This window comes from Streptomyces sp. CB00455, assembly GCF_001905445.1.
Taxonomy (GTDB): Bacteria; Actinomycetota; Actinomycetes; order Streptomycetales; family Streptomycetaceae; genus Streptomyces.
The window spans coordinates 94,730-120,073 of sequence record NZ_LIVQ01000011.1 but is presented as its reverse complement, the minus strand read 5'-3'; the positions used below and the strand labels follow the sequence as shown (position 1 = coordinate 120,073).

General features: G+C 73.2%; 21 protein-coding genes. 14 read left to right on the top strand and 7 right to left on the bottom strand.

Features of this window, described 5'->3' with window-relative positions; all coding sequences use genetic code 11:
- Nucleotides 1-8: 8 nt before the first annotated feature.
- The 3 genes from AMK16_RS31350 to AMK16_RS31340 form a co-directional block, all read right to left on the bottom strand.
- Entirely contained in the window at nucleotides 9-1,628 is a 1,620-nt protein-coding gene (locus tag AMK16_RS31350) for a PucR family transcriptional regulator (protein WP_073920714.1), read from the bottom strand.
- Nucleotides 1,629-1,847: 219 nt separating this feature from the next.
- Complete coding sequence (locus AMK16_RS31345; RefSeq protein ID WP_073920713.1) at nucleotides 1,848-3,230, bottom strand: FAD-binding oxidoreductase; 1,383 nt, start codon at nucleotides 3,228-3,230, stop codon at nucleotides 1,848-1,850.
- A 161-nt stretch (nucleotides 3,231-3,391) separates the two neighbouring features.
- Nucleotides 3,392-5,203, bottom strand: a complete 1,812-nt coding sequence (locus AMK16_RS31340; RefSeq protein ID WP_073920734.1) for a glycoside hydrolase family 15 protein — start codon at nucleotides 5,201-5,203, stop codon at nucleotides 3,392-3,394.
- Nucleotides 5,204-5,700: 497 nt separating this feature from the next.
- Between AMK16_RS31340 and AMK16_RS31335 the strand changes: the two genes are divergently transcribed.
- Nucleotides 5,701-7,338: a CTP synthase gene (locus AMK16_RS31335; RefSeq protein ID WP_073920712.1), complete on the top strand. Its 1,638-nt coding sequence runs from the start codon at nucleotides 5,701-5,703 to the stop codon at nucleotides 7,336-7,338.
- Between the two features lie 83 nt (nucleotides 7,339-7,421).
- A complete protein-coding gene (locus AMK16_RS31330) occupies nucleotides 7,422-8,054 on the top strand; it encodes an NUDIX domain-containing protein (RefSeq protein WP_073920733.1) in 633 nt (210 codons plus the stop codon).
- A 127-nt stretch (nucleotides 8,055-8,181) separates the two neighbouring features.
- Here AMK16_RS31330 and AMK16_RS35530 read toward each other — a convergent pair whose 3' ends face one another.
- Entirely contained in the window at nucleotides 8,182-8,652 is a 471-nt protein-coding gene (locus AMK16_RS35530) for a DUF1772 domain-containing protein (protein ID WP_073920711.1), read from the bottom strand.
- A gap of 243 nt (nucleotides 8,653-8,895) precedes the next feature.
- Here AMK16_RS35530 and AMK16_RS31320 point away from each other — a divergent pair, with 243 nt between their 5' ends.
- The 11 genes from AMK16_RS31320 to AMK16_RS31270 all read left to right on the top strand — a co-directional run bounded on the left by AMK16_RS31320 (nucleotide 8,896) and on the right by AMK16_RS31270 (nucleotide 22,227).
- Nucleotides 8,896-10,869 carry an NB-ARC domain-containing protein gene (locus tag AMK16_RS31320; protein WP_073920710.1) on the top strand — a complete coding sequence of 658 codons (1,974 nt, stop codon included), beginning with the start codon at nucleotides 8,896-8,898 and terminating at the stop codon, nucleotides 10,867-10,869.
- Between the two features lie 151 nt (nucleotides 10,870-11,020).
- Nucleotides 11,021-12,136 carry an alanine dehydrogenase gene (gene ald / locus AMK16_RS31315; protein ID WP_073920709.1) on the top strand — a complete coding sequence of 372 codons (1,116 nt, stop codon included), beginning with the start codon at nucleotides 11,021-11,023 and terminating at the stop codon, nucleotides 12,134-12,136.
- Between the two features lie 325 nt (nucleotides 12,137-12,461).
- Nucleotides 12,462-13,622: a ParA family protein gene (locus tag AMK16_RS38220; protein WP_073920708.1), complete on the top strand. Its 1,161-nt coding sequence runs from the start codon at nucleotides 12,462-12,464 to the stop codon at nucleotides 13,620-13,622.
- On the top strand, nucleotides 13,607-14,167 hold the full coding sequence (locus AMK16_RS31305; protein WP_073920707.1) for a hypothetical protein: 561 nt from the start codon (nucleotides 13,607-13,609) through the stop codon (nucleotides 14,165-14,167). The genes AMK16_RS38220 and AMK16_RS31305 overlap by 16 nt, the downstream gene beginning before the upstream one ends.
- 1,046 nt (nucleotides 14,168-15,213) lie before the next feature.
- Nucleotides 15,214-16,317 (top strand): segregation/condensation protein A, encoded by a 1,104-nt coding sequence (locus AMK16_RS37850; RefSeq protein ID WP_107417295.1) that lies wholly within the window; start codon nucleotides 15,214-15,216, stop codon nucleotides 16,315-16,317.
- Nucleotides 16,314-16,955: an SMC-Scp complex subunit ScpB gene (gene scpB, locus AMK16_RS31295; RefSeq protein WP_073920705.1), complete on the top strand. Its 642-nt coding sequence runs from the start codon at nucleotides 16,314-16,316 to the stop codon at nucleotides 16,953-16,955. Before AMK16_RS37850 ends, scpB begins: the two co-directional genes overlap by 4 nt.
- Complete coding sequence (locus AMK16_RS31290) at nucleotides 16,955-18,511, top strand: pseudouridine synthase (RefSeq protein WP_079191856.1); 1,557 nt, start codon at nucleotides 16,955-16,957, stop codon at nucleotides 18,509-18,511. Before scpB ends, AMK16_RS31290 begins: the two co-directional genes overlap by 1 nt.
- Before the next feature lie 167 nt (nucleotides 18,512-18,678).
- On the top strand, nucleotides 18,679-19,287 hold the full coding sequence (pnuC, locus tag AMK16_RS31285) for a nicotinamide riboside transporter PnuC (protein ID WP_073920703.1): 609 nt from the start codon (nucleotides 18,679-18,681) through the stop codon (nucleotides 19,285-19,287).
- Nucleotides 19,284-20,363, top strand: a complete 1,080-nt coding sequence (locus tag AMK16_RS31280) for an AAA family ATPase (protein ID WP_073920702.1) — start codon at nucleotides 19,284-19,286, stop codon at nucleotides 20,361-20,363. The genes pnuC and AMK16_RS31280 overlap by 4 nt, the downstream gene beginning before the upstream one ends.
- On the top strand, nucleotides 20,360-21,103 hold the full coding sequence (locus tag AMK16_RS31275) for an NUDIX hydrolase (RefSeq protein ID WP_073920701.1): 744 nt from the start codon (nucleotides 20,360-20,362) through the stop codon (nucleotides 21,101-21,103). The genes AMK16_RS31280 and AMK16_RS31275 overlap by 4 nt, the downstream gene beginning before the upstream one ends.
- Before the next feature lie 140 nt (nucleotides 21,104-21,243).
- Nucleotides 21,244-22,227, top strand: coding sequence for an ADP-ribosylglycohydrolase family protein (locus AMK16_RS31270; protein ID WP_073920700.1), 984 nt, complete (start codon nucleotides 21,244-21,246; stop codon nucleotides 22,225-22,227).
- Nucleotides 22,228-22,272: 45 nt separating this feature from the next.
- Here AMK16_RS31270 and AMK16_RS31265 read toward each other — a convergent pair whose 3' ends face one another.
- From AMK16_RS31265 to AMK16_RS31255, 3 genes are all read right to left on the bottom strand, one after another.
- Nucleotides 22,273-22,950: a nucleotidyltransferase domain-containing protein gene (locus tag AMK16_RS31265; protein WP_073920699.1), complete on the bottom strand. Its 678-nt coding sequence runs from the start codon at nucleotides 22,948-22,950 to the stop codon at nucleotides 22,273-22,275.
- Nucleotides 22,951-22,991: 41 nt separating this feature from the next.
- On the bottom strand, nucleotides 22,992-23,486 hold the full coding sequence (locus AMK16_RS31260; RefSeq protein WP_073920698.1) for a Rieske (2Fe-2S) protein: 495 nt from the start codon (nucleotides 23,484-23,486) through the stop codon (nucleotides 22,992-22,994).
- An 82-nt stretch (nucleotides 23,487-23,568) separates the two neighbouring features.
- A complete protein-coding gene (locus AMK16_RS31255; protein ID WP_073920697.1) occupies nucleotides 23,569-23,910 on the bottom strand; it encodes a DUF952 domain-containing protein in 342 nt (113 codons plus the stop codon).
- A gap of 304 nt (nucleotides 23,911-24,214) precedes the next feature.
- On the opposite strand from AMK16_RS31255, the gene AMK16_RS31250 reads away from it, so the two are divergent.
- Nucleotides 24,215-25,303: a prephenate dehydrogenase gene (locus AMK16_RS31250; RefSeq protein ID WP_073920696.1), complete on the top strand. Its 1,089-nt coding sequence runs from the start codon at nucleotides 24,215-24,217 to the stop codon at nucleotides 25,301-25,303.
- Nucleotides 25,304-25,344: the final 41 nt, after the last annotated feature.

The window sequence follows — 25,344 nt, the reverse complement described above, 5'->3', positions numbered from 1 at the left end:
GCCGTCCGTCAGGTCGTGGTGTGGCGGCGGGCCCGCAGGGCCAGGCTGAGGCCGAGGACCGTTTCCGGGTCGTCCAGGTCCGTGCCCAGCAGTTCCGAGATGCGGGCCAGGCGGTTGTAGAGGGTCTGGCGGTTCAGGTGGAGCTCGCGGGCCGTCTCCGCCTTGCGGCCCGCGTGCGCCAGGTACGTCTCCAGCGTGGGCAGCAGCGGCGGGCGCGAGGTCAGGTCGTGGGTGCGCAGCGGGCCGATGGCCCGGTCCACGAAAGCCGCCAGGTCGGGGTGCTCGCGCAGCCGCCACAGCAGCAGGTCGATGTCCAGCCGCCGGGCGTCGTACCAGGGACGGGCCGGCAGGCCGTGGGCGGCGGTGGCGGTCTCCGCCGCGTGGCGCAGGCCCGCCGAAGCCGCGGTCCACCCGCCCGCGACCCCCACGACCACGGCCGGCGGGGCGGACGCCCGGTCCAGGCCGGCGCGTTCGACGCCCGCCCGCAGCGCGGCCGCGACCCGGTCCGCGACCGCCGTCCGCTCCGACTCCGCACGCAGCGAGACCAGCAGCGGGACCCGGCCCTCCACCGGGCGTACACCCAGCAGGACCGGGACCCCGACCGACGCGAGCTCCTCCAGGACCGCCCGGGCCAGGACGGCCCAGTTGCCCGAAGGGCCCAGCCCCGAGGACAGCCGCATCACGATCGGCAGCAGCGGTCCCGCGCCCGGCTTGAAGCCGAGGACGCGGGCCTGCGCCGGGGCGTCCTGCGCCGGGATGCGGCCCTCGGCGAGGTCCGTCAGGAAGTCGCCGCGCCCGCGCGCCGCCAGCTCCTCCTCCTGGCGGGCCTGCATGAGGACCACCGCCAGGACCCCCGCGGTGCGTTCCGCCGCCATCCGGTGGACCGGCAGCAGCGGGGCCGAGATCCCGGTCAGGACGACCCGCGCGCGGACGGAGCCTGTGCCGTGGCCGCCGCCCGGCACGTCGACCACCACCGTGTTCGCCGACGGCTCCGCCTCCCGCTGGCCCCGCAGGCCCTCCCACACCTGGAGCGGGTCGGCGCCCGCGTCCACGCCCGCGCTGCCGGCGGCGTACAGCAGCTGGCCGTCGGGGGTCTCCAGGAAGACCGGGTTGCCGGTGAAGTCCGCCAAGATCCGCAGCACCTGCGGGATGCCGCCGCCGCCCAGCAGGGCCTGCGTACACCGCCGGTGGACCTCCTCGGCCCGCTGGAGCAGGGCGTAGTGGCCGTTGACGATCTCGGTGTGGACCTCCTCCGTGACGGCGACGAAGGCAACCTCCCGGTGGAGCTGGACCAGCGGCAGGCCCACCGTGCGCGCCGTCTCCACGATCGTCGCCGGCAGCCGGGTGAAGCGCGGGCCCAGTTCGACCACCAGCGCGGCGATCCCCCGGTCGGCGAGGCGGCGTACGAAGGCACGCTGCTCGGCGGGCCGGGTGCCGAGGCCGAGCCCCGTGGTCAGCAGCAGCTCGCCGCCTTTGAGCAGCGAGGCGATGTTGGGCACCTCGCCCGCGTGCACCCAGCGGACGGTCCGGCCCAGGCGGTCGGCGCAGGCCACCACCTCAGGCAGTCCGCCGCGCAGCCCCGGCAGCTCCAGTGCCCGCTGAACCGTGATCCCGCCCTGGTTGTCCATGTCGCGGGACGCTACCGGCAGGCCCGTTCCGCGCACATCACCACCCGCTCGACGACGGCCGCGTGCCCCCGTCCGGCCCGACAACTCGTCCTCTGCGCAAGGGGATTATCCGACCACCGGCCGACTGTGGTGTGCGTCACGCGGGACCGGTCCGGCGGGCCTTGCCCCGTCCCGCGCCGGCCCGGCCACCGCCCGCTCCGCTGCCCGCTCCGGTGCCCGTCAGGCCGGCCGGATGTTGTGGTTGTAGCGGAACACGTTGTCCGGGTCGTACCGGCGTTTCAGCGCGCCCAGCCGCCGCATGTTCTCGGCGCCGAGACCCGCCACCACCCGGTCCGCGCCCTCGTCCCCGGTGAGATTGAGGTAGACGGCGCCGGTGCTCCACGGCGCGGCGTCGGCGCGGACGTCCTTGACCCACTGCCGGCACCGCTCGTCATCGGCCGGGTCCTCCCAGACGCCGAAGGGGTGCACGGCCCAGGAGGCGCCGCGGTAGGGCACCGGGTAGTCGTCCGGGCCCTCGGCGATCGCGCCGCCCTGCGGCCACAACAGGTGCTGGGTTCGGGTGGGCACCGGCATGGACCCGGCGCGGGCGCAGAAGACGTCCACGAACGCGTCCGGTGCCTGCGTGAGGTACTCCGCGGACCAGTGGTTCCGCATCCCCGGCGGATCGTCGGTCATGCACTGGAGGTCGGCGTACGGGATGGCCGTGACGACTTCCGCCACATGGGGGACCGCCAGCAGCGGCGCGGCGAGCGCGCGCATCTCCTCCTCGGGCCCGGCGTAGGTCAGGAGCGCACCGGACAGCATCCGGCCCACCAGGTGCGGCGGCACGAACTGCTCGGGCGGGGCGGTCAGGTAGAAGGCGGCACCGCCCGCCTCGCGCGGCCCCGCCTCGATGACGTCGCGGAACGTACGGACCACCTCCGGGCCGTGCTCCGGCAGGCAGAGCACGAGCGCGATCGCCATGGAGGGCAGTTCGTGCAGGCGCAGAGTGAGCGAGGTGGCGATGCCGAAGTTGCCGCCGCCGCCGTGGAGCCCCCAGAAGAGCTCCGGGTGGTCCCGCGCGGTCACCTGGAGCAGCTCGCCCTCCGCGGTGACCAGTTCCGCGCCCAGGAGGTTGTCGACCGCCAGCCCGAACTTCCGGTCCAGCCAGCCCGAGCCGCCGCCCAGCACGAAACCTCCGACACCGGTCGTGGAGGCCCGCCCGCCGGTCGTCGCCAGGCCGTACGGCTGGCACGCCCGGTCCAGGTGGCTCATCGTGGCCCCGCCACCGACGAGGGCGGCCTTCGCCGCGGGGCGGACCGTCACCCCGTTCATCCGCCGCAGGTCCACGACGAGCCCGCCGTCGTTGAGGGACATCCCGGCGACGCTGTGCCCACCGCCGCGGACCGCGATCTTCAGGTCCAGTTCCCTGGCGAACCGGACGGCGGTCACCACGTCGGCGGGGCTCTCGCACCGGGCGATGACGGCCGGCCGGCGGTCGATCATCGCGTTGAAGACCGTGCGCGCCTCGTCGTACCCCGCATCACCGGGGGCGAAGACCTCGCCGGACAGATCCTCGCGGAGCGCGGCAAGGGCCGTACCCGCCTTCGTGAAGGGCGCCATGGCTGTTCCCCCTCCGGAGAAGGGTGCAGGACCCCTCCAGGGTAGGCGGGGCGGATCACACGGGCGCGGCGGGCCGGTCCCGCGCCGTGCGGGACCGCGTCCGCGGGACGGGCGCAGCCGGCCGGTCCCGCGGCCCGAGCGGACGCGGACCGGGACAGCCCTTAGCCCCCGTACGCCCCGCTCGCGGTCAGCCGCAGCGCTGTGTCGATCAGCGGAACGTGGCTGAAGGCCTGCGGGAAGTTCCCGACCTGGCGCTGGAGCCGCGGGTCCCACTCCTCCGCCAGCAGCCCGAGGTCGTTGCGCAGCGACAGCAGCTTCTCGAAGAGCCGCCGCGCCTCGTCCACCCGGCCGATCATCGCCAGGTCGTCGGCCATCCAGAACGAGCAGGCGAGGAAGGCGCCCTCGTCGCCCTCCAGGCCGTCCACACCGGCCTCCTCGCCCGACGTCGGGTAGCGCAGGATGAAACCGTCGGCAGTGGACAGCTCCCGCTGGATCGCCTCGATGGTGCCGATGACGCGCTTGTCGTCCGGCGGCAGGAAGCCCATCTGCGGGATCAGCAGCAGGGAGGCGTCCAGCTCCTTCGACCCGTACGACTGGGTGAAGGTGTTGCGTTCCTTGTCGTAGCCCTTCTCGCACACGTCCTGGTGGATCTCGTCGCGCAGCTCGCGCCAGCGCTCCAGCGGGCCGTCCGCGTCCCCGCTCTCGATGAGCTTGATCGTGCGGTCCACCGCCACCCAGGCCATCACCTTCGAGTGCACGAAGTGGCGGCGCGGGCCGCGCACCTCCCAGATGCCCTCGTCGGGCTGGTCCCAGTGGGTCTCCAGGTAGCGGATCAGCTTGAGCTGGAGCAGCGAGGCGTAGTCGCTGCGGGCCAGGCCCGTCATGTGGCCCAGGTGCAGGGCCTCGGTGACCTCGCCGTACACATCGAGCTGGAGCTGCCCGGCGGCGCCGTTGCCCACGCGGACGGGCCGCGAGTTCTCGTAGCCCGGCAGCCAGTCCAGCTCCGTCTCGCCGAGCTCCCGCTCGCCCGCGATCCCGTACATGATCTGCAGGTTCTCCGGGTCGCCGGCCACCGCCCGCAGCAGCCACTCGCGCCAGGCGCGGGCCTCCTCGCGGTAGCCGGTGCGCAGCAGCGAGGACAGCGTGATGGCGGCGTCGCGCAGCCAGGTGTAGCGGTAGTCCCAGTTCCGGACCCCGCCGATCTCCTCCGGCAGGGACGTCGTCGGCGCGGCCACGATCCCGCCCGTGGGGCCGTACGTCAGGGCCTTGAGGGTGATCAGGGAACGGATCACGGCCTCCCGGTAGGGCCCGTGGTAGGTGCACTGCTCGACCCACTCGCGCCAGAACTCGGTGGTCGACTCCAGGGCCGCCTCGGCGTCCGGCAGCTCGGGCGCGCCCCGGTGCGAGGGCTGCCAGCTGATGCTGAAGCTCATCCGGTCGCCCGGGCCCACGGTGAAGTCCGAGTACGTCGTCAGGTCCTTGCCGTAGGTCTGCGCCTCGGTGTCCAGCCAGACCGAGTCGGGTCCGGCGACGGCGACGGTGCGCCCGTCCACCTTGTGCACCCACGGCACGACCCGCCCGTAGCTGAAACGCATGCGCAGCGCGGAGCGCATCGGGACGCGCCCGCTGACCCCCTCCACGACCCGGATCAGCTGCGGTGCGTGGTCCTCGCGGGGCGGCATGAAGTCGATCACGCGGACGGTCCCGCGCGGGGTGTCCCACTCCGACTCCAGCACCAGCGAATCACCGCGGTAACGGCGGCGGGTGGCGCGCGGGGCCTCGGAGCCGGCCGGGAACGCCGGGCCGATCCGCCAGAACCCGTGATCCTCGGTGCCGAGGATGCTCGCGAACACGGCATGGGAATCGAAGCGGGGCAGGCACAGCCAGTCCACGGCCCCGTCCCGGCAGACCAGGGCAGCGGTCTGCATGTCTCCGATGAGTGCGTAATCCTCGATGCGCCCGGACACGTGCATCTCCAGTCGAACGGCCACGTTCGCCCCGAAGGGCGCTTGCATTGCGCGGTTGCGCGGTCTCCGTGTGGTGGGGGATCTCCGCGTTGAGCCCATGATTCCGTATGTCGGCTCGGTTAGGCCGTCTGACGGACTGCTCGGCGGGATGTGTGCAATATCCGAGCAGGATATGACGGCACCCTAGTGATCCCCTCGGGCCGGGGAAGAATGCGGCTGATCCAAACGAGTGAACAGCGTATACGCCGTCCCGGGTGGTGGGCGACGCCTGCGGACGCTCCGCGCGCCGCGTGGCCGGAGGCGGACCGGCCCGGGCGCTGATAGGCTGGTACCCCGTGGACCGGTGGTCTGCCTGTGCGAATCAGGAGCCCCGAAACCGCAGCTTCGGCGCCCCCAGAGACCCTTCCGGATCGACGGTGGCCGGCGCCGGACGCACCTCACCTCGCGACCACGGGAGCCCCCTCTTGGCGACGCCGCCCGCTGCTTTTCGAAACAGCACAGCCATGACGACCAAGCACATCTTCGTCACCGGGGGTGTCGCCTCCTCCCTCGGCAAGGGCCTGACGGCCTCCAGCCTGGGTGCGCTGCTGAAGGCGCGCGGCCTGCGGGTCACGATGCAGAAGCTCGACCCGTACCTGAACGTCGACCCGGGCACGATGAACCCGTTCCAGCACGGCGAGGTGTTCGTCACCAACGACGGCGCCGAGACCGACCTGGACATCGGCCACTACGAGCGGTTCCTGGACGTCGACCTCGACGGCTCGGCCAACGTCACCACCGGCCAGGTCTACTCCCAGGTCATCGCCAAGGAGCGGCGCGGCGAGTACCTCGGCGACACCGTCCAGGTCATCCCGCACATCACCAACGAGATCAAGCACCGCATCCGCCGGATGGCGACCGCGGACGTCGACGTCGTGATCACCGAGGTCGGCGGCACGGTCGGCGACATCGAGTCGCTGCCCTTCCTGGAGACCGTCCGCCAGGTCCGCCACGAGGTCGGCCGCGACAACGTCTTCGTCGTGCACATCTCGCTGCTGCCCTACATCGGCCCCTCCGGCGAGCTGAAGACCAAGCCCACCCAGCACTCGGTCGCCGCCCTTCGCAACATCGGCATCCAGCCGGACGCGATCGTGCTGCGCGCCGACCGCGAGGTCCCCACCTCCATCAAGCGCAAGATCTCGCTGATGTGCGACGTCGACGAGGCGGCCGTGGTCGCCGCGATCGACGCCAAGTCGATCTACGACATCCCCAAGGTGCTGCACACCGAGGGCCTGGACGCGTACGTCGTGCGCAAGCTCGACCTGCCCTTCCGGGACGTCAACTGGACCGTCTGGGAGGACCTGCTGGACCGGGTCCACAACCCCGACCACGAGGTCAAGGTCGCGCTGGTCGGCAAGTACATCGACCTGCCCGACGCCTACCTGTCGGTGACCGAGGCGCTGCGCGCCGGCGGTTTCGCGAACCGGGCCCGTGTGCAGATCAAGTGGGTCGCCTCCGACGACTGCAAGACCCCGGCCGGCGCGGCGGCGCAGCTCGGTGACGTGGACGCGATCTGCGTGCCCGGCGGCTTCGGCGACCGCGGCGTCAACGGCAAGGTCGGCGCGATCACCTACGCCCGCGAGAACAGGATCCCGCTGCTGGGCCTGTGCCTGGGCCTGCAGTGCGTGGTCATCGAGGCCGCCCGCAACCTGGCCGGCATCGAGGACGCCAACTCCACCGAGTTCGACGCCTCTACCCCGCACCCGGTCATCTCCACCATGGAGGAGCAGCTGGCCTTCGTCGAGGGCGCGGGCGACCTGGGCGGCACCATGCGCCTGGGCATGTACCCGGCGAAGCTCGCCGAGGGCTCCATCGTGCGCGAGGTCTACGGCGACCAGGCGTACGTGGACGAGCGCCACCGCCACCGCTACGAGGTCAACAACGCCTACCGCGGTGAGCTGGAGCAGAAGGCCGGCCTGGTCTTCTCCGGCACCTCGCCCGACAACAAGCTCGTCGAGTACGTCGAGTACCCGCGCGAGGTCCACCCCTACCTGGTGGCCACCCAGGCCCACCCGGAACTGCGCTCGCGCCCGACGCGCCCGCACCCGCTGTTCGCCGGGCTGGTCAAGGCCGCCGTGGAGCGGCAGCAGTCCGCGAAGTGAGGGTCTGACGCATAACGTAGGCAGCCGGGGCACGGATCGTGCCCCGGCTGCCTACGTTCTCGGGAAGGTACAAGGCCATGGCCATGGACAACGGCATCGTCGACACACCGGAGTCGTGGGAGGTCATCGCCTCCCGGACCCCGTTCCAGGGCGCGAAGACCGCGGTCCGCTCGGATCAGGTGCGCATGCCGGACCGGGCGGTGGTGCGCCGCGACTACCAGGCGCACCCCGGATCGGTGTGCGTGCTGGCGCTGGACGAGGAGCAGCGGGTGCTGGTGCTGCGGCAGTTCCGGCACCCGGTCCGGCACCGGCTGTGGGAGCTGCCTGCGGGGCTGCTGGACGTGGCGGGGGAGAACCCGCTGCACGCGGCCCAGCGCGAGCTGTACGAGGAGGCGCACGTCAAGGCCGAGGACTGGCGGGTCCTCGTCGACTTCTTCTCGTCGCCCGGGGGCTCCGACGAGGCGGTCCGGGTCTTCCTGGCGCGGGATCTCGCGGAGGCGGAGGGAGATCGCTACGAGGTCTCCGAGGAGGAGGCCGACATGGAGATCGCCAGGGTGCCGCTGGCGGAGCTGGTGGCGGGGGTGCTGGCGGGGCGGCTCGGCAACCCCGGCCTGGTCTCGGGCGTCCTGGCCCTGTCCGCGGCCCTTGCCTCGGGCGGGGTCGAAACCCTCCGCCCGGCCCTGTCCCCCTGGCCGGCCCGCCCGTACGAGGCGTGATCCCGTACGCGGTTTGATCCCGTCTGGGGCCTGATCCCGTACGAGGCCTGATCCCGTACGAGGCCGGAGCCCGGACGGGGTAGGCCCCTCCGCCGCACGCACAGCGCCGGCCGCGAGATCAGGTCGCTTACAGCGGATTCTCCGTCAGTGAGCGCGGAGGGGTCTCTCGCAGGGCCAGGAAGGCCAGGAGGGCGAACGCCACCACAGCGGTGACGGTACGGGCGTCGTTGAACAGTTCCCAGCGGCGCAGGATGCCCGCGTGATCGGCCGGCGGTGCCGTGGCAGCCCACTGCTTGATGCGGCCGTTGATCGGGACGTTCCCGAACCGGGTGATCAGGAAGGACGCGGCGGTCAGGATCCCCGCCGCGGCGGAGACGACTCGGGTCCGACCGCGTGTGAGGACGGCCAGGGCGAGGAGCTGAGGGCTGAGATCGCCATGGTTCCCTGCATGGTGATCCCGTTCATCTTCATCAGCTCCGCATGGAAGTCGCGCCTTATGTCGAGCGGCACGGCGTTGAAGGCCGGGACGAGATTCGCGCCGGAGGGCGCGCCTCGGATGCCGGTGGCGCCCGGAAGGCAGGTGCGGCCCCGCCCGCATCCGGGGCGCCGATCCGGGCAGCTGCGGGGAAGGGCCGACGGTGCGGCTTCGGGCAGGAGCCGCCGGGCCCGGTTCGAGCCGGGCGGCGGGGAGGGGCCGGCCGGGAGGCCGGAGGCGGACGGATCGCGGGGTCGTGTGAATGTCGGCTGATCCGATTGGGGGATTTGTCCGCCGCGCTCCACCCGGATCGTCGCTCTGCGTGAACTACGCTCGCCATCCGAAGGCAGCGAGAGGAGCGGATCCGTGACGGATTTCGTCGGGCGGCGGCGTGAGCTCAAGGAGCTGCGCGAGGACATCGCACGGACCGGGCTCGACACCCTCTCGGGCCGCAAGGCCAAAGCCCCCCGTGCGCGCGTCCTGCTGGTCGCGGGGCGGCCCGGCTCCGGCCGGACCGCCCTCGCCGAGGCGCTCGTGCGCGAGGTCGCCGACCAGTACCCCGACGGCGTGCTCCGCACCCGGCTCACCTCCCCCGGCGGGCAGGGCGTGGCCACCGAACGGGCCGTCAGGGGCCTGCTGGAGGGGCTCGGCCGCACCACCCCGCCCGGCGCCGGCGAGGACGAGCTCAGCTCCGCCCTGCGCGACGCGCTCCACGACCGGCGGATGATCATCCTGGTGGACGACGCCGTGGATCCGCACCAGGTCGACGCCCTGCTGCCGGACACCCCCGAATGCCTCGTCGTGGTCACCGCCGAGGGGCCCCTCACCGGCATCCCCGACGTACGGCCCTGCACCATCGGGGGACTGGACACGCCCTCCGCCGTGGAGATGCTCGTCCAGCGCATCGGCGACATCCGCGTCACCACCGACCCCCGCGCCGCGGAAGCCCTCGCCGAGGAGTGCGGCGGCCAGCCCGCCGCGCTCGCACTGATCGGCGGCTGGCTCGCCGCCCACCCCAAGGCCTCCGTCGTCGACGTGGCCAAGCAGCTCCACGACATGCCCGCCGTCACCGGCGGCCCCCTGGCCCGCGGCTTCCGCCTCGTCTACGAGTCCCTTCCGCAGCCCGCCCAGCGGACCCTGCGGCTGCTGCCGCTGGCCCCGGCCGGCTTCGTCGACTCGCACACCGCGTCCGCCCTCGCCGGCTGCTCGGTCGCCGCGGCCCAGTCCACGCTCGACGACTTCGCCGGCCTGGGCCTGCTGCGCCACGCCCACAACGGCCTGTTCCTGCTGCCCGGAAGCCTCGCGCCCCTCCTCCAGGCCCTGCTGGAGACCAAGGAGCGTCCCGCCGAGGTCCAGCTGGCCCGGGCCCGCATGCTGGAGCGCACCGTACGCCTGCTGCACTCCTGCCGGGCCATGGCCGAGCCGGAGGAGGACCCTCGCGCCGGCGGGCCGGAGAAGCTGGACGGCCTGCCGCGCGCCCTGCGCTTCCCCGACCGGCGGGCGGCCGCCACCTGGCTGGACACCCGGCTGCCCGCGCTGTCCGCGGCCGCTTCCCTGGCCGTGGCCGACGGCGAGCTGGACACCCTGGCCCGCCGGCTGGTCTCCGCCCTCGTACGGGCCCTCGCGGAGCACCGCGGGACCGCGGAGGCCGCCCCCGAGCTCTACGGTCTGCACCGGCTGGTCCTCGACGTGGCCGAGCGCCGCGAGCTGCACCGGGAGCAGGCCGCCGCGCTGCTGAACCTGGCCGACCTGGACGCCGAGACGGGCCGCACCCACGAGGCCCTGGAGCGCTACCGGGCCGCGCTGGTGGCGGGAAAGGCGGCCAACGACCCGTACGCGACGGGCCGCGCGATGGAATCCGTAGGCGGTGCCTACCAGGAACTGGCGGACTGGCACCGGGCCTCCGACTGGTTCGGCCGGGCCCTGGCCCAGGCCCTGGCGCGGGGAGAGCGCGCGGACGAGGCCCGGCTGTACGGGCGGCTCGGCAATGTCCACACCTACGCGGGCCGCTACGGGGACGCGCTGCGCAGCTGGCGGGCGGCCGCCGCGGGCTACCGGCGACTGGCCGATGTCCAGGGCCACGCAAAGGCGTTGAGCGAGATGGCGCGGGTCCAGGAATACGCGGGCCGGCCCGAGGAGTCGCTGCACACCTGCCGGGAGGCGGTGGAGCTGGCGCGCAGGGCCGGGGACCAGCGGCTCCAGGCCGCGCTCCAGGTGCGGCTGGCCGACACGCTGGACAGGCTGGGCGACCCCGCGGCCGCCAGGCTGCACCGCTCCGCAGCCGACAGATTGCTGGGAGACGACCCCGCAGCCTGCGAAATCCGCAGTACTTCCGACTGAGATTATTCGTTTGCAAGGCTAGACAGCACCTCATCCTTCATTAGACTGGCTTCACCACGTCATCCTGTGGTGCATCCCGTTGCGCGTTCTTGTGGGCGGGTATGTATGTCATTGCCCCGAAAATCCCCTGAGCCAAGGACCGTGATCGACGATGAAGGTCGGCATCCCCCGCGAGGTCAAGAACAACGAGTTCCGGGTCGCCATCACGCCCGCCGGCGTGCATGAGCTGGTCCGCAACGGCCACCAGGTCGTCGTCGAGCGGAACGCCGGTGTCGGCTCCTCGATCACGGACGCGGAGTACGTCGCGGCCGGCGCCGAGATCCTCGACACCGCCGACGAGGTCTGGGCGAGCGCGGACCTGCTGCTGAAGGTCAAGGAGCCGATCGCGGAGGAGTACCACCGCCTGCGCAAGGACCAGACCCTCTTCACGTACCTGCACCTCGCGGCCTCCCGCGAGTGCACGGACGCCCTGCTGCAGTCCGGCACCACCGCCATCGCCTACGAGACGGTCGAGCTCGCGGGCCGCGCGCTGCCGCTGCTCGCCCCGATGTCCGAGGTCGCGGGCCGACTGGCCCCGCAGGTCGGCGCCTACCACCTGATGCGCTCGGCCGGCGGACGCGGCGTGCTCCCGGGCGGCGTCCCCGGCACCCACGCCGGCGAGTGCGTGGTCATCGGCGGCGGCGTCTCCGGCTGGAACGCCGCGCAGATCGCCATCGGCATGGGCTTCCACGTGACTCTGCTCGACAAGGACATCAACAAGCTCCGCGAGGCCGACAAGGTCTTCGGTACGAAGATCAAGACGATCGTCTCGAACGCCTTCGAGCTGGAGAAGGCGGTCATCGAGGCCGACCTCGTCATCGGCGCGGTGCTGATCCCGGGTGCGAAGGCCCCGAAGCTGGTCACCAACGAGCTCGTCGCCAAGATGAAGCCCGGAAGTGTCCTTGTCGACATCGCGATCGACCAGGGCGGCTGCTTCGAGGACTCCCGTCCGACCACCCACGCCGAGCCGACCTTCCAGGTCCACGACTCGGTCTTCTACTGCGTCGCCAACATGCCGGGCGCCGTCCCGAACACCTCCACCTACGCGCTGACGAACGCCACGCTGCCCTACATCGTGCAGCTCGCGAACCTCGGCTGGGCCGAGGCGCTGCGCCGCGACCACGCGCTCGCGCTGGGCCTCAACACCCATGACGGCCAGGTCGTTTACGGTCCGGTCGCCGAGGCCCACGGTCTGCAGACCCTTGAGCTGAGCACCCTGCTCGGCTGAGGCGTCAACGACTGACGTCAATCTCACGTATCCGGCCGGACCTTGCCCCGAGGTCCGGCCGGACGTGTTTGCGGGGTGCCGTGCGGAGCGCCTCAACTCGCCTCGAACGTAACCCTTTAGCCCTTTCGCACACCCGCGGAACTTCGCAGCGACAGCTCGTGCGCCCTTGACAGAGTGGTGTTCGGTTGCCGACACATCGTGCCGGGTCCGGCGGATTGTGTTGCCGCTGAGTGGTGACACGCCATAGAGTCGCCAACCGTCGGCATGGTGCCACGCTGACCTATCGATAAGTGTCCTGGTCACATCCGAGGAGGTAAGACGACTTGTGAATGAGTCGACATTTGCTCCTGGGGGTGGTCGAGCAGGGACGCCGGAGCGGGGCCACAACCCCGCCGGGCTCGAGGCTGTCGGCTCCGTCGCAGTCCGCACCTTCGCAAACCACCAGCACCAGACGACGCCCCGAAAGAGCATGGACGGCCTAGACGTGAACTCCAGGGCCGGCGACCTGAGCGGCGAAAAGCCCACTGGTTTCGCCGACTACGACAACGTGCCCGAAGGGCACTTCTACGACCCCGACGCGGAGTACGAACCGGACCCCGAGTACGCGGCCACCCTCGCCCCCGACGCTGCCCGCCAGCGCCGTGAGCGGATCGGCCCGACCGGACGCCCGCTCCCGTACTTCCCCATCCCGGGTCCGCTGACCGACCACGGTCCCGCGAAGATCATCGCGATGTGCAACCAGAAGGGCGGCGTCGGCAAGACCACGTCGACCATCAACCTGGGTGCCGCGCTCGCCGAGTACGGGCGCCGGGTGCTGCTCGTCGACTTCGACCCGCAGGGCGCGCTGTCCGTGGGTCTCGGCGTGAACCCGATGGAACTCGACCTCACGGTCTACAACCTGCTCATGGAGCGGGGCATGTCGGCCGACGAGGTGCTGCTCAAGACGGCGGTCCCCAACATGGACCTGCTGCCGAGCAACATCGACCTGTCCGCCGCCGAGGTGCAGCTGGTCAGCGAGGTCGCGCGCGAGTCCACCCTCCAGCGGGCCCTCAAGCCCCTGATGGCCGACTACGACTACATCGTGATCGACTGCCAGCCCTCGCTCGGTCTGCTGACCGTGAACGCCCTGACGGCGGCGCACAAGGTCATCGTCCCGCTGGAGTGCGAGTTCTTCGCGCTGCGCGGTGTCGCGCTGCTGACCGAGACCATCGAGAAGGTCCAGGAGCGGCTCAACCCGGAGCTGGAGCTCGACGGCATCCTCGCCACGATGTACGACTCCCGTACGGTGCACAGCCGTGAGGTGCTGGCGCGCGTCGTCGAGGCGTTCGACGACCACGTCTACCACACGGTCATCGGCCGCACGGTGCGCTTCCCGGAGACCACGGTCGCCGGTGAGCCGATCACGACGTACGCCTCCAACTCCGTCGGCGCCGCCGCCTACCGCCAGCTGGCCAGGGAGGTGCTCGCCCGGTGTCCCGCCGAGTGAGTCTGCCCGGAGCCGACGAACTGTTCCGTACGACCGGCGGGACGGCCCTGCAGTCCTCCTCGCCGAGGCGCGGCGCCGATGAGGGCCCCGCCCCCGAGCGCGCGGCCGGCCCGGCCGCGGGCGTGGCGGGGGAGGGCCGCGGCCGGGAGGCCGGGCCCGGCGCCGGGGAGCCCGTGGTGGGTGCTCCCCGACGGCCGCAGGAAGGTTCTGTCAACGGCGCCGGGGGCGTCGGCGGCGCGGCGGGAGCGGGCGGTCCCGGCGGCCCCGTGGGCCCCGGCGGTCCGAGCGGCGGGCGCGGCAAGGGTCAGGGCCGGGGTGCCAACCGGCGGCCCAGCGGGCGCGAGCGGCACGACGAGAAGATCACGGTCTACGTCTCCGCCGAGGAGCTCATGGACCTGGAACACGCGCGGCTGGTGCTGCGCGGGGAGCACGGCCTGGCGGTCGACCGCGGCCGCATCGTCCGTGAGGCGGTGGCCGTCGTCCTCGCCGATCTCGAATCCCGCGGGGACGCGAGCATCCTCGTACGAAGACTCCGCGGCCGCTGACCGGCCGGCCGGACCGGCTGCGCCGTCGCCCGGCCGATCCCGCGGTGGCGGGAGGCGTGCCGTGCGCAGCCCGGCGCTTCCGAAGCGGACACCGACGCGACACCGGCGCCGACGCCGACACCGGAGCACGTGCGCCGACCGACCGGCCCGGCCGCGCCGGTCCGTCGCCGTTGCCGGTCCCGGATCCCGCGAGGCGCACCCTTCTGCCCCGGCTCCGGTCGGCGGGCCGATCCCGCCCCCGGTGGCCACGGCACTCGCGCAACCGGAGCCGGAACCCGACCCGGCCCGGACCCGGGGGATCGCCGAGCGGTTCCAGCACGAGACTTCCGCTGACTGACTGACTGACTGACTGACTCACTGACTCACTGACTGACCGGCCCGGCCCGGCCCCACCGGAGAACCGGTGGGATCCGCCCGACAGCCCCCTGTCCGGCGGGTGGGCGCGGTCCGGCCTTCCGTGGGCGGCTGCCGACCGAGTCTGGCGCCTTCGCTCGCGGGGGCTGCCGGTCCTGTCCGGGGAGCGTGGTCGTGGTTAGGCTGCACGTGGCCGGGGTCGTCCCCGCCGCCGTATGCCGCTCCGCCCCTTCCGCACCTGGACCGCGATGCCCTTCCCCGCCGAACCCGGCCGACCGACCCGCCGACTCCTGGGCCGCGGTCCCGGTGGGCCGGTATCCGGCCCCAGAGTCCCTGAGGCGCCTTCTGCGCCGCCCGGGACGGCGGGAGGCGGATCGGAGTCCCGCGCTCCCTGCGAGGCCGCCCCAGGGGCCCCTGAGGCGGCCGACGCGCCGCCAACGACGCCCCGAGGGGGCGGCGACGCCGTCAGGACCGCGGAGATCGCCGGCCCGGCTCCGGGCGACGCGGGCGAGGACTCCGCCGGCGCCCCGGGTCCGGCAAGCTCTGCCGAAGCCGCTGTGACCGTCGTGGGTGCACCCGCCGATGGCGTTGTCGGCCCGTCCGGCCCGGCGGTCTCCGCCCGGGCCGCCGCCGGGACCGCCGGGGAAGCGCCCGTCGACGCCCCCGATCGGGCAAGTTCTGCCGAAGCCGCTGTGACCGCCGTAGGAGTACCTGCCGATGGTGTTGTCGGCGCATCCGGCCCGGCGGTCTCCGCCCGGGCCGCCGCCGGGACCGCCGAGAAGGCGCCCGCCGGGGCTGCCGGCCCGGTTGCCCCGGGGGCCGGGGTGCCCGGGGCCCAGGACGCCGTCGGCCCGGTTGCCGCCGTGACCAGTGGCGCCGGGGTGGGCTCCGAAGTTGCGGACATCGCGGACAGTGCTCCGGGCGAGCGCCCTGCGGGCAGCGTGGGGGGCGGCTCCGGGGGTGCCCGTGGTGCGGGGGCCACCGGCGGAGGCGGGGCAGGTGACGGACGGTTCACGTTGCGGCTCGCCAACTTCGAGGGGCCCTTCGACCTGCTGCTCCAGCTGATCTCACGGCACAAGCTCGACGTCACCGAGGTCGCCCTCTCCAAGGTCACCGACGAGTTCATGGCCCACATCCGGGCCATGGGCCCCGACTGGGACCTCGACCAGACCACCGAGTTCCTCGTCGTCGCCGCCACCCTCCTCGACCTGAAGGCGGCCCGGTTGCTGCCCGCCGCCGAGGTGGAGGACGAGGCCGACCTCGCCCTGCTGGAGGCCCGCGACCTCCTCTTCGCGCGGCTGCTCCAGTACCGGGCGTACAAGCAGATCGCCGAGATCTTCGAGGCCCGCGCCGAGGCGGAGGCCAGGCGCTACCCGCGCACCGTCGGCCTGGAGCCGCACCACGCCGACCTGCTGCCCGAGGTCGTCATCTCCATCGGCGCGGCGGGCCTGGCGCGCCTCGCCGTCAAGGCCATGCAGCCCAGGGCCAGACCCCAGGTCTACGTGGACCACATCCACGCCCCTCTCGTCAGCGTGCGCGAACAGGCCGGGCTGGTCGTCCGCATGCTGAAGGCCCGCGGAGAGGCCACCTTCCAGGAGCTCACCGAGGACGCCGGGGACACCCTCACCGTCGTGGCGCGCTTCCTGGCGCTGCTGGAGCTCTACCGGGAGAGGGCCGTGGTCCTGGACCAGGAGGAGGCCCTGCGCACCCTGACCGTGCGCTGGAGCGGCGGGGACGGTGACGGCATGCCGACGGTGACCGACGAGTTCGACCGGATCGTGGAGGCGAAGGATTGAGCAGCGAGACGAAAGAGAGCGCGGTGGCCGCGCTGGAGCTGAAGCCGGCCCTGGAGGCCGTCCTCATGGTGGTGGACGAACCCGCGACCGAGGCGCACCTCGCCAAGGTGCTGGAGCGCACCCCGCGCGAGGTGGCCGACGCCCTGCGCGAGCTCGCCGACGAGTACAGGCTCCAGGGGCGCGGCTTCGAGCTCCGCCCCGTGGCCGGCGGGTGGCGATTCTATTCGCGGGCGGCCTTCGCCCCGGCCGTCGAGGGCTTCGTCCTGGACGGCCAGCAGGCCCGCCTCACCCAGGCGGCTCTGGAGACCCTGGCGGTGGTGGCGTACCGCCAGCCGGTGAGCCGCTCCCGGGTTTCGGCGGTCCGCGGAGTCAACTGTGACGGGGTCATGCGGACCCTCCTCCAGAGGGGTCTGGTGGAGGAGGCGGGGACGGAACCCGAAACAGGTGCGATCCTGTACAGGACGACGAACCACTTTTTGGAGCGGATGGGCCTGCGCGGCCTGGACGAGCTCCCGGAGCTCGCGCCCTTCCTCCCCGAGGCGGAGGCGATCGAAGCCGAGACGCAGGAAGGTGTTCCGTCGTTCGATCCGGACGCACCGGACACAGATGCAGACGACGACAAGACGACGGAACTTTGATGCGAAGCAGCGGCAACGGCAACGGTGGCGGCAACAGGAACAGCGGAGGCAGCAGCGGCGGGCGCGGTAACCCCCGCGGCGGCTCCTCCAGCGGCGGTGGTGGCTACCGCGGTGGCGGCTCCGGCGGTGGCAGCGGCTCCGGCGGCTCCCGCGGTGGCAGCTCCGGTGGTTATCAGGGTGGCGGCTCCGGCGGCTCCCGCGGCGGCAGCTCCGGTGGTTACCAGGGCGGCGGCTCCGGCGGCTCCCGCGGCGGCAGCTCGGGCGGTTACCAGGGCGGCGGCTCCGGCGGCTCCCGCGGCGGCAGCTCGGGCGGTTACCAGGGCGGCGGCTCCCGCGGTGGCAGCTCGGGCGGTTACCAGGGTGGCGGCTCCCGCAGTGGCAGCTCCGGCGGCTACCAGGGTGGCGGCTCGCGTGGTGGCAGCTCGGGCGGCTACCAGGGCGGCGGCTCCGACGCACGGGACCGTGACCGCGACCAGCCGGCTCCCCGTATCCGCAACCCCCGCCCCGAGGAGCGCCGCTACGACGTCGGCCCCGAAGGCGAGCGCAACGGCCGCGGCGGAGCGAAGGCCGGCGGTGGCGGTGCCCGCGGCGCGGCCGACGGCCCCCGCGGCGGCTCCGGTGCCCGCGGCGCCGATGCGCGCGGTGGTGCCAAGGGCGGCCCCAAGACCTCCAGGACCCCGGGCATCGGCGGGGCCGGCGGCCCGCGCCGCGGCCCGGGCAGCCGCAGCGGCCAGTCCCGCCCGCGTGAGCTCGACGCACGGATCGAGGAGCGCGTGCGCGACCGGTACGCCGACAAGCCCGTGATCAAGACCCCGAAGACCTTCCCGGGTGCCGAGGAGGAGGGTGAGCGGCTCCAGAAGGTCCTCGCCCGTGCGGGCATGGGTTCGCGCCGCGCCTGCGAGGAGCTCATCGAGCAGGCCCGCGTCGAGGTCAACGGCGAGATCGTGCTGGAGCAGGGCAAGCGCGTCCTGCCGAAGGACGAGATCAAGGTGGACGGCCTGACCGTCGCCACCCAGTCGTACTTGTTCTTCGCGCTGAACAAGCCCGCCGGCGTCGTCTCCACGATGGAGGACCCGGACGGCCGCCAGTGCCTCGGCGACTACGTCACCAACCGTGAGACGCGTCTCTTCCACGTCGGCCGGCTCGACACCGAGACCGAGGGCATCATCCTGCTCACCAACCACGGTGAGCTGGCCCACCGCCTCACGCACCCCAAGTACGGCGTGAAGAAGACCTACGTCGCCGCGATCACCGGCCCGCTGCCGCGCGAGATCGGCAAGCGCCTCAAGGACGGCATCGAGCTGGAGGACGGCTACGCCCGCGCCGACCACTTCCGCGTCGTCGACCAGGTCGGCAAGAACTACCTGGTCGAGGTGACCCTCCACGAGGGCCGCAAGCACATCGTCCGCCGCATGATGGCCGAGGCCGGCTTCCCGGTCGAGAAGCTGGTGCGGACCTCCTTCGGTCCGATCGAGCTCGGTGACCAGAAGTCGGGCTGGCTGCGCCGTCTGACCAACACCGAGGTCGGCATGCTGATGCGCGAGGTCGGTCTGTAGGACCGCCCGCTCCCACCGGCTCACCCGAGAAGCCCGCAGCGCCCACCGGCGCCGCGGGCTTCTCCCTTGCCCGGCTCCCTTGCCTCGGCTCCCTTGCCCCGGCTCCCTTGCCTCGACCCCTTCCGCTGTTTATAGTCATAGTGACTATTAAAGGGAGGGGCTCGGACATGAACTGGACCTTGAGCTGGACCGAAGCGCTCGGGTTCGCCACCGGCGCCGTGTGCGTCTGGCTGGTCGCACGGCAGCACGTCGCCAACTGGCCGATCGGGATCGCCAACAACGTCTTCTTCATCGCGCTCTTCGCCCAGGCCGGCCTTTACGCCGATGCCGGGCTGCAGATCGTCTTCATCGCCCTCGCCGCGTACGGCTGGTGGTCCTGGACCCACGGGGGTGGACCAGGAACCGCCCGGGCCCTGCCGGTGCGCCGCACCACGCGCGCCGAATGGGTCTGGCTGGCCGTGGCGGGGGCGGTGGGGGTGGCCGCCCTGACCCTGCTCCTCGACCGCGCCACCGACTCCACCGTCCCCTTCTGGGACGCGGTCACCACCTGCCTCTCCCTCGCGGCCACCTACGGCCAGTGCCGCAAGCTCGTCGAGTCCTGGTGGCTGTGGATCGCCGCCGACCTGATCTACATCCCCCTCTACGCCTACAAGAGCCTGTACCTGACCTCCCTCCTCTACCTCGGCTTCCTCGCCCTGTGCGTGGCCGGCCTCGTCGGCTGGCGGCGGACGCTGCCGGCGCGGGGCGCCCGTACGGCCCTGGGGGCCGCCGCGTGAGGCGCTTCGGCCACGGGCTGGTGCTCGGCAAGTTCTATCCGCCGCACGCCGGCCACCACCACCTGGTGCGCACCGCCCAGGAGCGGTGCGAGCGGCTGACCGTGCTGGTCTGCGCGGCCTCCGTCGAATCCGTTCCGCTCGCCGACCGGGTCGCCTGGATGCGGGAGGCCCACCCGGGCGCCGAGGTCGTCGGCGCCGTGGACGACATCCCCGTCGACCTGAACGACCCGGCGGTCTGGGAGGCCCACATGGCGGTCTTCCGGGAGGCGGTCGCCGGACCGGTGGACGCCGTCTTCACCTCGGAGGCGTACGGAGCCGAACTCGCCCGGCGGTTCGGCGCCGAGGAGGTCTGCGTGGACCCCGGCCGGAGCCGCTTCCCGGTGTCGGGCACGGCCGTGCGGGCCGATCCCGTCGCCTGCTGGGACTTCCTCGGACCCGCCGTACGCGCCGCCCTGACCCGCCGGGTCGTCGTCCTCGGCGCCGAGTCCACGGGCACCACCACGCTGTCGCGGGCGCTGGCCGCGCACTACCGCCAGCGCGGCGGGGTCTGGGCGGGGACGCGATGGGTCGCCGAGTACGGGCGCCGGTACAGCGAGGAGAAACTGGCGGCGGCCCGGGCCGCGGACCCTGCGGCCACCTGGGCGGACATCTCCTTCGCCTCCCACGAGTTCCCGGTCATCGCACGGCGCCAGGACGCGGAGGAGGAGCGGGCGGCCCGGCGGGGCTCGCCGGTGCTCGTCTGCGACACCGACTCCTTCGCCACCGGCATCTGGCACGAGCGGTACACGGGCGGCCGCAGCGAGGAGGTCGAGAAGACCGCCGCACTCACGCCCCGCCACCTGTACCTGCTGACGGACGACGCGGACGTGCCCTTCGAGGACGACGGCCTGCGGGACGGGCCGCACCTGCGGCCGTGGATGACCGGGCGGTTCCGGGAGGAACTGGAGCGCACCGGACGGCGTTTCCTCGTCGTACGGGGCAGCCGTGAGGAACGGCTCGCGGCAGCCGTGGCCGCGGTCGACGCACTGCTCGCCGAGGGCTGGGACTTCGCCGACCCCCTGCCGGAGACCCGATGAGCGCCGCGCTCCCCGCGGGCTACGACCCGTACGCCTTCGAGCCGTTCGCGGTGACCGTCGACCTCGCGGTGTTCACCGTGCGGGGCGGGCAGCTCCACGTGCTGCTGATCCGGCGCGGGCAGGAGCCCTTCGCCGGCGCCTGGGCACTGCCAGGCGGCTTCGTCCTGCCCCGGGAGTCCGCGGAGGCGGCCGCCCGCCGCGAACTGGCCGAAGAGACGGGCCTGCCGGCGGGCGTGGTGGCGGCCCTGCACCTGGAACAGCTGCGCACCTACAGCGAGCCCGGCCGCGATCCGCGGATGCGGGTGGTGTCGGTGGCCTTCACGGCGCTGGTGCCGGACATGCCGGAGCCGGCCGAACACGGCGGCGGCGACGCGGCCCACGCCCGCTGGATGCCGGTGGGATCGGCCCGGGACCTGGCTTTCGACCACACGGCGATCCTGGCGGACGCACGGGAGCGGATCGGCTCGAAACTCGAATACACCTGCCTGGCCACGGCCTTCTGCCCGCCCGAGTTCACGCTCGGCGAGCTCCAGGCCGTGTACGAGACCGTCTGGGACACCGGCCTGGACCGCCCCAACTTCCGCCGCAAGGTCCTGGCTTCGCCCGGCTTCGTCGAGGCCGTCCCCGGAGCCGCCCGGCTGACCGGAGGGCGCGGCAAACCGGCCGCGCTGTACCGGCCCGGCCCGGCGACCGCCCTGCACCCGCCCCTGCTCCGCCCCTCGGAAGGACGCGCCCGATGACCACACCACAGACGCCGCCGACGCCGACGCCGACGCCGACGCAGACGCCGACGCAGCCGGTGGCGCGTTCGCTGCCGCGGCCGGCGGCGCCGGCGGCGCCCGCGACACCCTCCCGGACGAAGCGGGCCGCGACGGGTGCCATGACCGGCCTTGCGCTGGGCGACGCTCTCGGCTTCCCCACGGAGTTCAGCGACGTCCCCTCGATCCTGGCCAAGACCGGCCCGTGGCGCGAGATGCGGCTGCCCCGCCCGGCGATCGTCACCGACGACACCCAGATGACCCTCGCCCTGGCGCGGGGCATACGGACGGCACTGGAGCGCGGCCGGATCGGCCCGCTGCGCCTGGCCCGCCCGGTCCGCGAGGAGTACGTCGACTGGTACCACTCCCCGGAGAACAACCGCGCCCCCGGCCGGACCTGCATGGTCGCCTGCGGGCTGCTGGACCACCCGGAGCGCGACTGGCGGGATGCCAGCCAGACGGGCTCCAAGGGCTGCGGCGCGAACATGCGGGTGGTCCCCGTCGGGCTGGTCCCCGGCTGGACCGAGGAGGAGCGGGCCGGCGCCGCGCAGCTGCAGTCGGCCCTCACCCACGGCCACCCCACGGCACTGGCCGCCTCCGACCTCACCGCGCGGGCGGTGCACCTGCTGGCGCAGGGCACCGAGGTGACGGGCCTGGTCGGGCGGCTGCGCTCCTACGCGCTGGAGAACCGCACCCGCTACCACGAGCGCTGGCTCGGCGACCTCTGGACGCGGACGGCGTCCGACGCCTCCGCGGAGTCGTTCATCGCGCGGGGCTGGGACGACTGCCTCCACGCCCTGGACCGGCTGACGGCCGCCCTGCGCAACCCCTCCCCGGAGACCGACCCCTGCCTGACCACGGGCGACGGCTGGATCGCGGAGGAAGCCCTCGCCACCGCCCTGCAGTGCTTCCTGCTCTTCCCGGAGGAACCCCTCCTGGCGCTGCGCCGCGCCGCCTGCACGGCGGGCGACTCCGACTCCCTCGCCTGCCTGGCGGGCGCCTTCGCCGGAGCCCACCTCGGCGCGGACGCCTGGCCCCGCGACTGGGCGGAGCGGATCGAGTACCGCGACGAACTCCTGGCCTTCGGAAGCCTCTGGGACGCCTGACCCGTGCGGGACGCCCCTCCCCGCACGGCCGGCCCGGCCGCAGGACTAGGCCGAGGCGCGGCGGGCGCGGTGGAGGAAGTCCTCCACGCGGGCGCGGTCCGGTTCTCCGGGAAGGGTGGTCGTGGCCAGCGCGGCCTCGGACTCCTGCGTCAGGCGGGTCATCCACGCGTCCACCTCGTCCCAGGTGAGCTCCCCGCGCCGGACCGCGAGGAGGCGGTCGCGGTGCGGGCCCGCGTCGATGGTGAGGCGGCCCGTGCGCAGCAGGTCGCGGCAGGACAGGAGCAGGCGCAGCAGGTGCATGGCGTGCTTCCAGCGCGGAGCGCCGTGGACGCGGACGTCGGCGAGGAGTTTGCCGTGCTGGGATGCCGCATACCGGCTGAAACTGGTGTGGGCCCGGCGGGAGAGGAACGCCCCGCGCAGCGAGAGCAGTTCCTCACCGACCGGGTCCACGTATTCCGCCAGGGGCGAGTGCAGGCACTCCAGGATGTTCGGGTTGGCGCGCAGAGCCAGCTCGCAGAAGCGCTCCAGCTCCCAGGAGAACTCCTCCTCCCGCGGCCCCTCGACGTGCGTGGGGGGCTTGTCGAAGCGCCAGAACAGCGGCGTCGGGGCGAGGTAGACACCGCGTCGGTCGGTGTCGCTCGCCTCCGTCGCCAGCCCGAACGCCCGGGAGCCCATCACGCACCGGTAGACCGTGTGGTCGCGCACCAGTGTCAGTTCGTCCATCCGGTGACTCTAGTAGTGCTTGGTTCGTGCTTGGTCCGCCGCTATGCGAGCGAGATACTGCCGTCCGCCGCCACCTTGATCTTCTTCTCGGGCAGCGGGCGGGTGGCGGGGCCCTTGGTGACCGCGCCGTCCGTGTCCTTGAACTTGCTGCCGTGGCAGGGGCAGTCGATGCTGCCGTCCGCCACCTTGTTCACCAGGCACCCCGAGTGGGTGCAGACCGCCGAGAAGCAGCGGAAGGACCCGGCCGTGGGCTGGGTGACCACCAGCTTCTCGTCCTTCAGGACCGTGCCGCCGCCGACCGGCACGTCCGCGGCCTTGGCGATGGCCTTGCCGCCCGCGGCGGGTTGCGAAGCGGCGGGCGCGGAGGCGGCCGGCGCGGCGGGGGTGGCCGCGGAGGGGGTGACCGCGCTGCCCGACTCGCTCTTCGGTTTCGTCTCGCCGTCACCGCCGCCGCACGCGGTGAGGGCGCCGCCTGCCAGGGCGGCGGCGCCGGCCGTCAGTACCGTGCGCCGGGCGGTGCGCGTGGGGTCGCTCATGTGTCTCTCCTCGCATTGTGGCCGGATGGGCGAGCAGCATCCTGGCCTGCGGCGCGCCTCAGGTGAAGCGTGCCGCGCCGTTTCAGTGGCCCGGCTCCCATGGGACCAGTGAGGCAGGGCTGCCGGGAGTGCGTGCCACCTGCCACACGCGGCTCACGGCCTCCCGGTTCACAGGACCGTGGACGTGCGGGTAGCGGCTGCCGGGCCCGCCCTCGCGGCGGACCTCGGCGGTCAGGGAGCCCTCGTCGAGCTCCACCGCGAGCAGCGTCCCCCGTACCCCGCGGTAGTGCGCGTCGGCGATCGCGAGCGTGGTGGGGACGTCCGCGCAACAGTGCACGAACCCCTGCGACTCCAGGGACGACGGGGCGTAGGGGAGCCCGGGAGCGGCGGTCCAGTCGGCGAGCGCGACGATGTGGAAGATCATGCCGATCGTTCTACAGCAGCCCGCCGGGGCGCTGCGCCAGGTGGCGCCCCTGTCTGTTCCGGGTGACACCGTCCCGTTCCGGGTGACATCGTCCGGGGCGTCGCAGGAGGCCGCCGAGCAGGAGGGCGAGAGCGACACGGGGCGCGGACCGGAGCGGGCAGATGCTGCCCCGGGCCGGCGGCGGGCTCACCCCCGGCGGACGGATCCGGAGCGGCCGGCCGCCGGGCCCTCGCGCCGCGGTGGTCCCCGGACTGGCTACCCTGGCCCGACAGCCGTCACCGCGCCGCAGACCCCTGGAGTGCCCGTGAGAACCGCCGTCGTCATCGGAACCGGACTGATCGGCACCTCCGCGGCGCTGGCCCTGACCGCCCGCGGGATCACCGTCCACCTCACCGACCACGACCCGGCCCAGGCCCGCACGGCCGCCGCCCTCGGCGCCGGCACGGACGACGCCCCCGACGGCCAGGTCGACCTCGCGGTCGTCGCCGTACCGCCGGCCCACGTGGCCGCCTCGCTGGCCGACGCGATCGGACGCGGCCTGGCGCGGGCCTACGTCGACGTGGCCAGCGTCAAGGGCGGACCCCGCCGGGAGCTCGCCGAGCTAGGCGTGGACGTCACGGCGTACATCGGCACCCACCCCATGGCGGGCAAGGAACGGTCGGGCCCCCTGGCGGCCACCGCGGACCTCTTCGAGGGCCGCCCCTGGGTGCTGACCCCCACCCGGGACACCGAGCACGAGGTCCTGAACCTGGCCCTGGAGCTGGTGTCCCTGTGCCGCGCCGTCCCCGTCGTCATGGACGCGGACGCCCACGACCGGGCCGTGGCGCTCGTCTCCCACACCCCCCAGCTGGTGTCGAGCATGGTCGCGGCCCGGCTGGAGGAGGCCGACGAGACCGCCGTCCGGCTGTGCGGGCAGGGCATCCGCGACGTCACCCGCATCGCGGCCTCCGACCCGGGGATGTGGGTGGAGATCCTGTCGGCCAATCCCGGCCCGGTCGCCGACGTGCTCGCCGGCATCGCCGCCGACCTGGAGGAAACCGTCGAGGCCCTGCGCGGCCTGCAGTCCGCCGACGCCGAGAAGCGGCGCGGGGGAGCGGCGGGCATCGAGGACGTCCTGCGCCGCGGCAACGCCGGCCGGGTCCGCGTGCCCGGCAAGCACGGCGCGGCGCCCACGCTCTACGAGACGGTCGCCGTCCTCATCAGCGACCAGCCGGGCGAGCTGGCCCGGATCTTCGCCGACGCCGGGCGGGCCGGGGTCAACATCGAGGACGTACGGATCGAACACGCGACGGGTCAGCAGGCCGGCCTGGTCCAGCTGATGGTGGAGCCGAGGGCCGTGGCGGGCCTGACAGCCGAGCTGCGCGAGCGGGGCTGGGCACTGCGCCAGCAGTAACCGGCGCCGCCCCCCGTCCGCGCGCCGCCGGTCGGCCCGGT

Bases quoted from the DNA above. Each gene is read 5' to 3' on its own strand.
- AMK16_RS31350 (WP_073920714.1), bottom strand. From the start codon at position 1,628: ATGGACAACCAGGGCGGGATCACGGTTCAGCGGGCACTGGAGCTGCCG.
- AMK16_RS31345 (WP_073920713.1), bottom strand. From the start codon at position 3,230: ATGGCGCCCTTCACGAAGGCGGGTACGGCCCTTGCCGCGCTCCGCGAG.
- AMK16_RS31340 (WP_073920734.1), bottom strand. From the start codon at position 5,203: ATGCACGTGTCCGGGCGCATCGAGGATTACGCACTCATCGGAGACATG.
- AMK16_RS31335 (WP_073920712.1), top strand. From the start codon at position 5,701: ATGACGACCAAGCACATCTTCGTCACCGGGGGTGTCGCCTCCTCCCTC.
- AMK16_RS31330 (WP_073920733.1), top strand. From the start codon at position 7,422: ATGGACAACGGCATCGTCGACACACCGGAGTCGTGGGAGGTCATCGCC.
- AMK16_RS35530 (WP_073920711.1), bottom strand. From the start codon at position 8,652: ATGCGGGCGGGGCCGCACCTGCCTTCCGGGCGCCACCGGCATCCGAGG.
- ald (WP_073920709.1), top strand. From the start codon at position 11,021: ATGAAGGTCGGCATCCCCCGCGAGGTCAAGAACAACGAGTTCCGGGTC.
- AMK16_RS31290 (WP_079191856.1), top strand. From the start codon at position 16,955: ATGCGAAGCAGCGGCAACGGCAACGGTGGCGGCAACAGGAACAGCGGA.
- pnuC (WP_073920703.1), top strand. From the start codon at position 18,679: ATGAACTGGACCTTGAGCTGGACCGAAGCGCTCGGGTTCGCCACCGGC.
- AMK16_RS31275 (WP_073920701.1), top strand. From the start codon at position 20,360: ATGAGCGCCGCGCTCCCCGCGGGCTACGACCCGTACGCCTTCGAGCCG.
- AMK16_RS31270 (WP_073920700.1), top strand. From the start codon at position 21,244: ATGACCGGCCTTGCGCTGGGCGACGCTCTCGGCTTCCCCACGGAGTTC.
- AMK16_RS31265 (WP_073920699.1), bottom strand. From the start codon at position 22,950: ATGGACGAACTGACACTGGTGCGCGACCACACGGTCTACCGGTGCGTG.
- AMK16_RS31260 (WP_073920698.1), bottom strand. From the start codon at position 23,486: ATGAGCGACCCCACGCGCACCGCCCGGCGCACGGTACTGACGGCCGGC.
- AMK16_RS31255 (WP_073920697.1), bottom strand. From the start codon at position 23,910: ATGATCTTCCACATCGTCGCGCTCGCCGACTGGACCGCCGCTCCCGGG.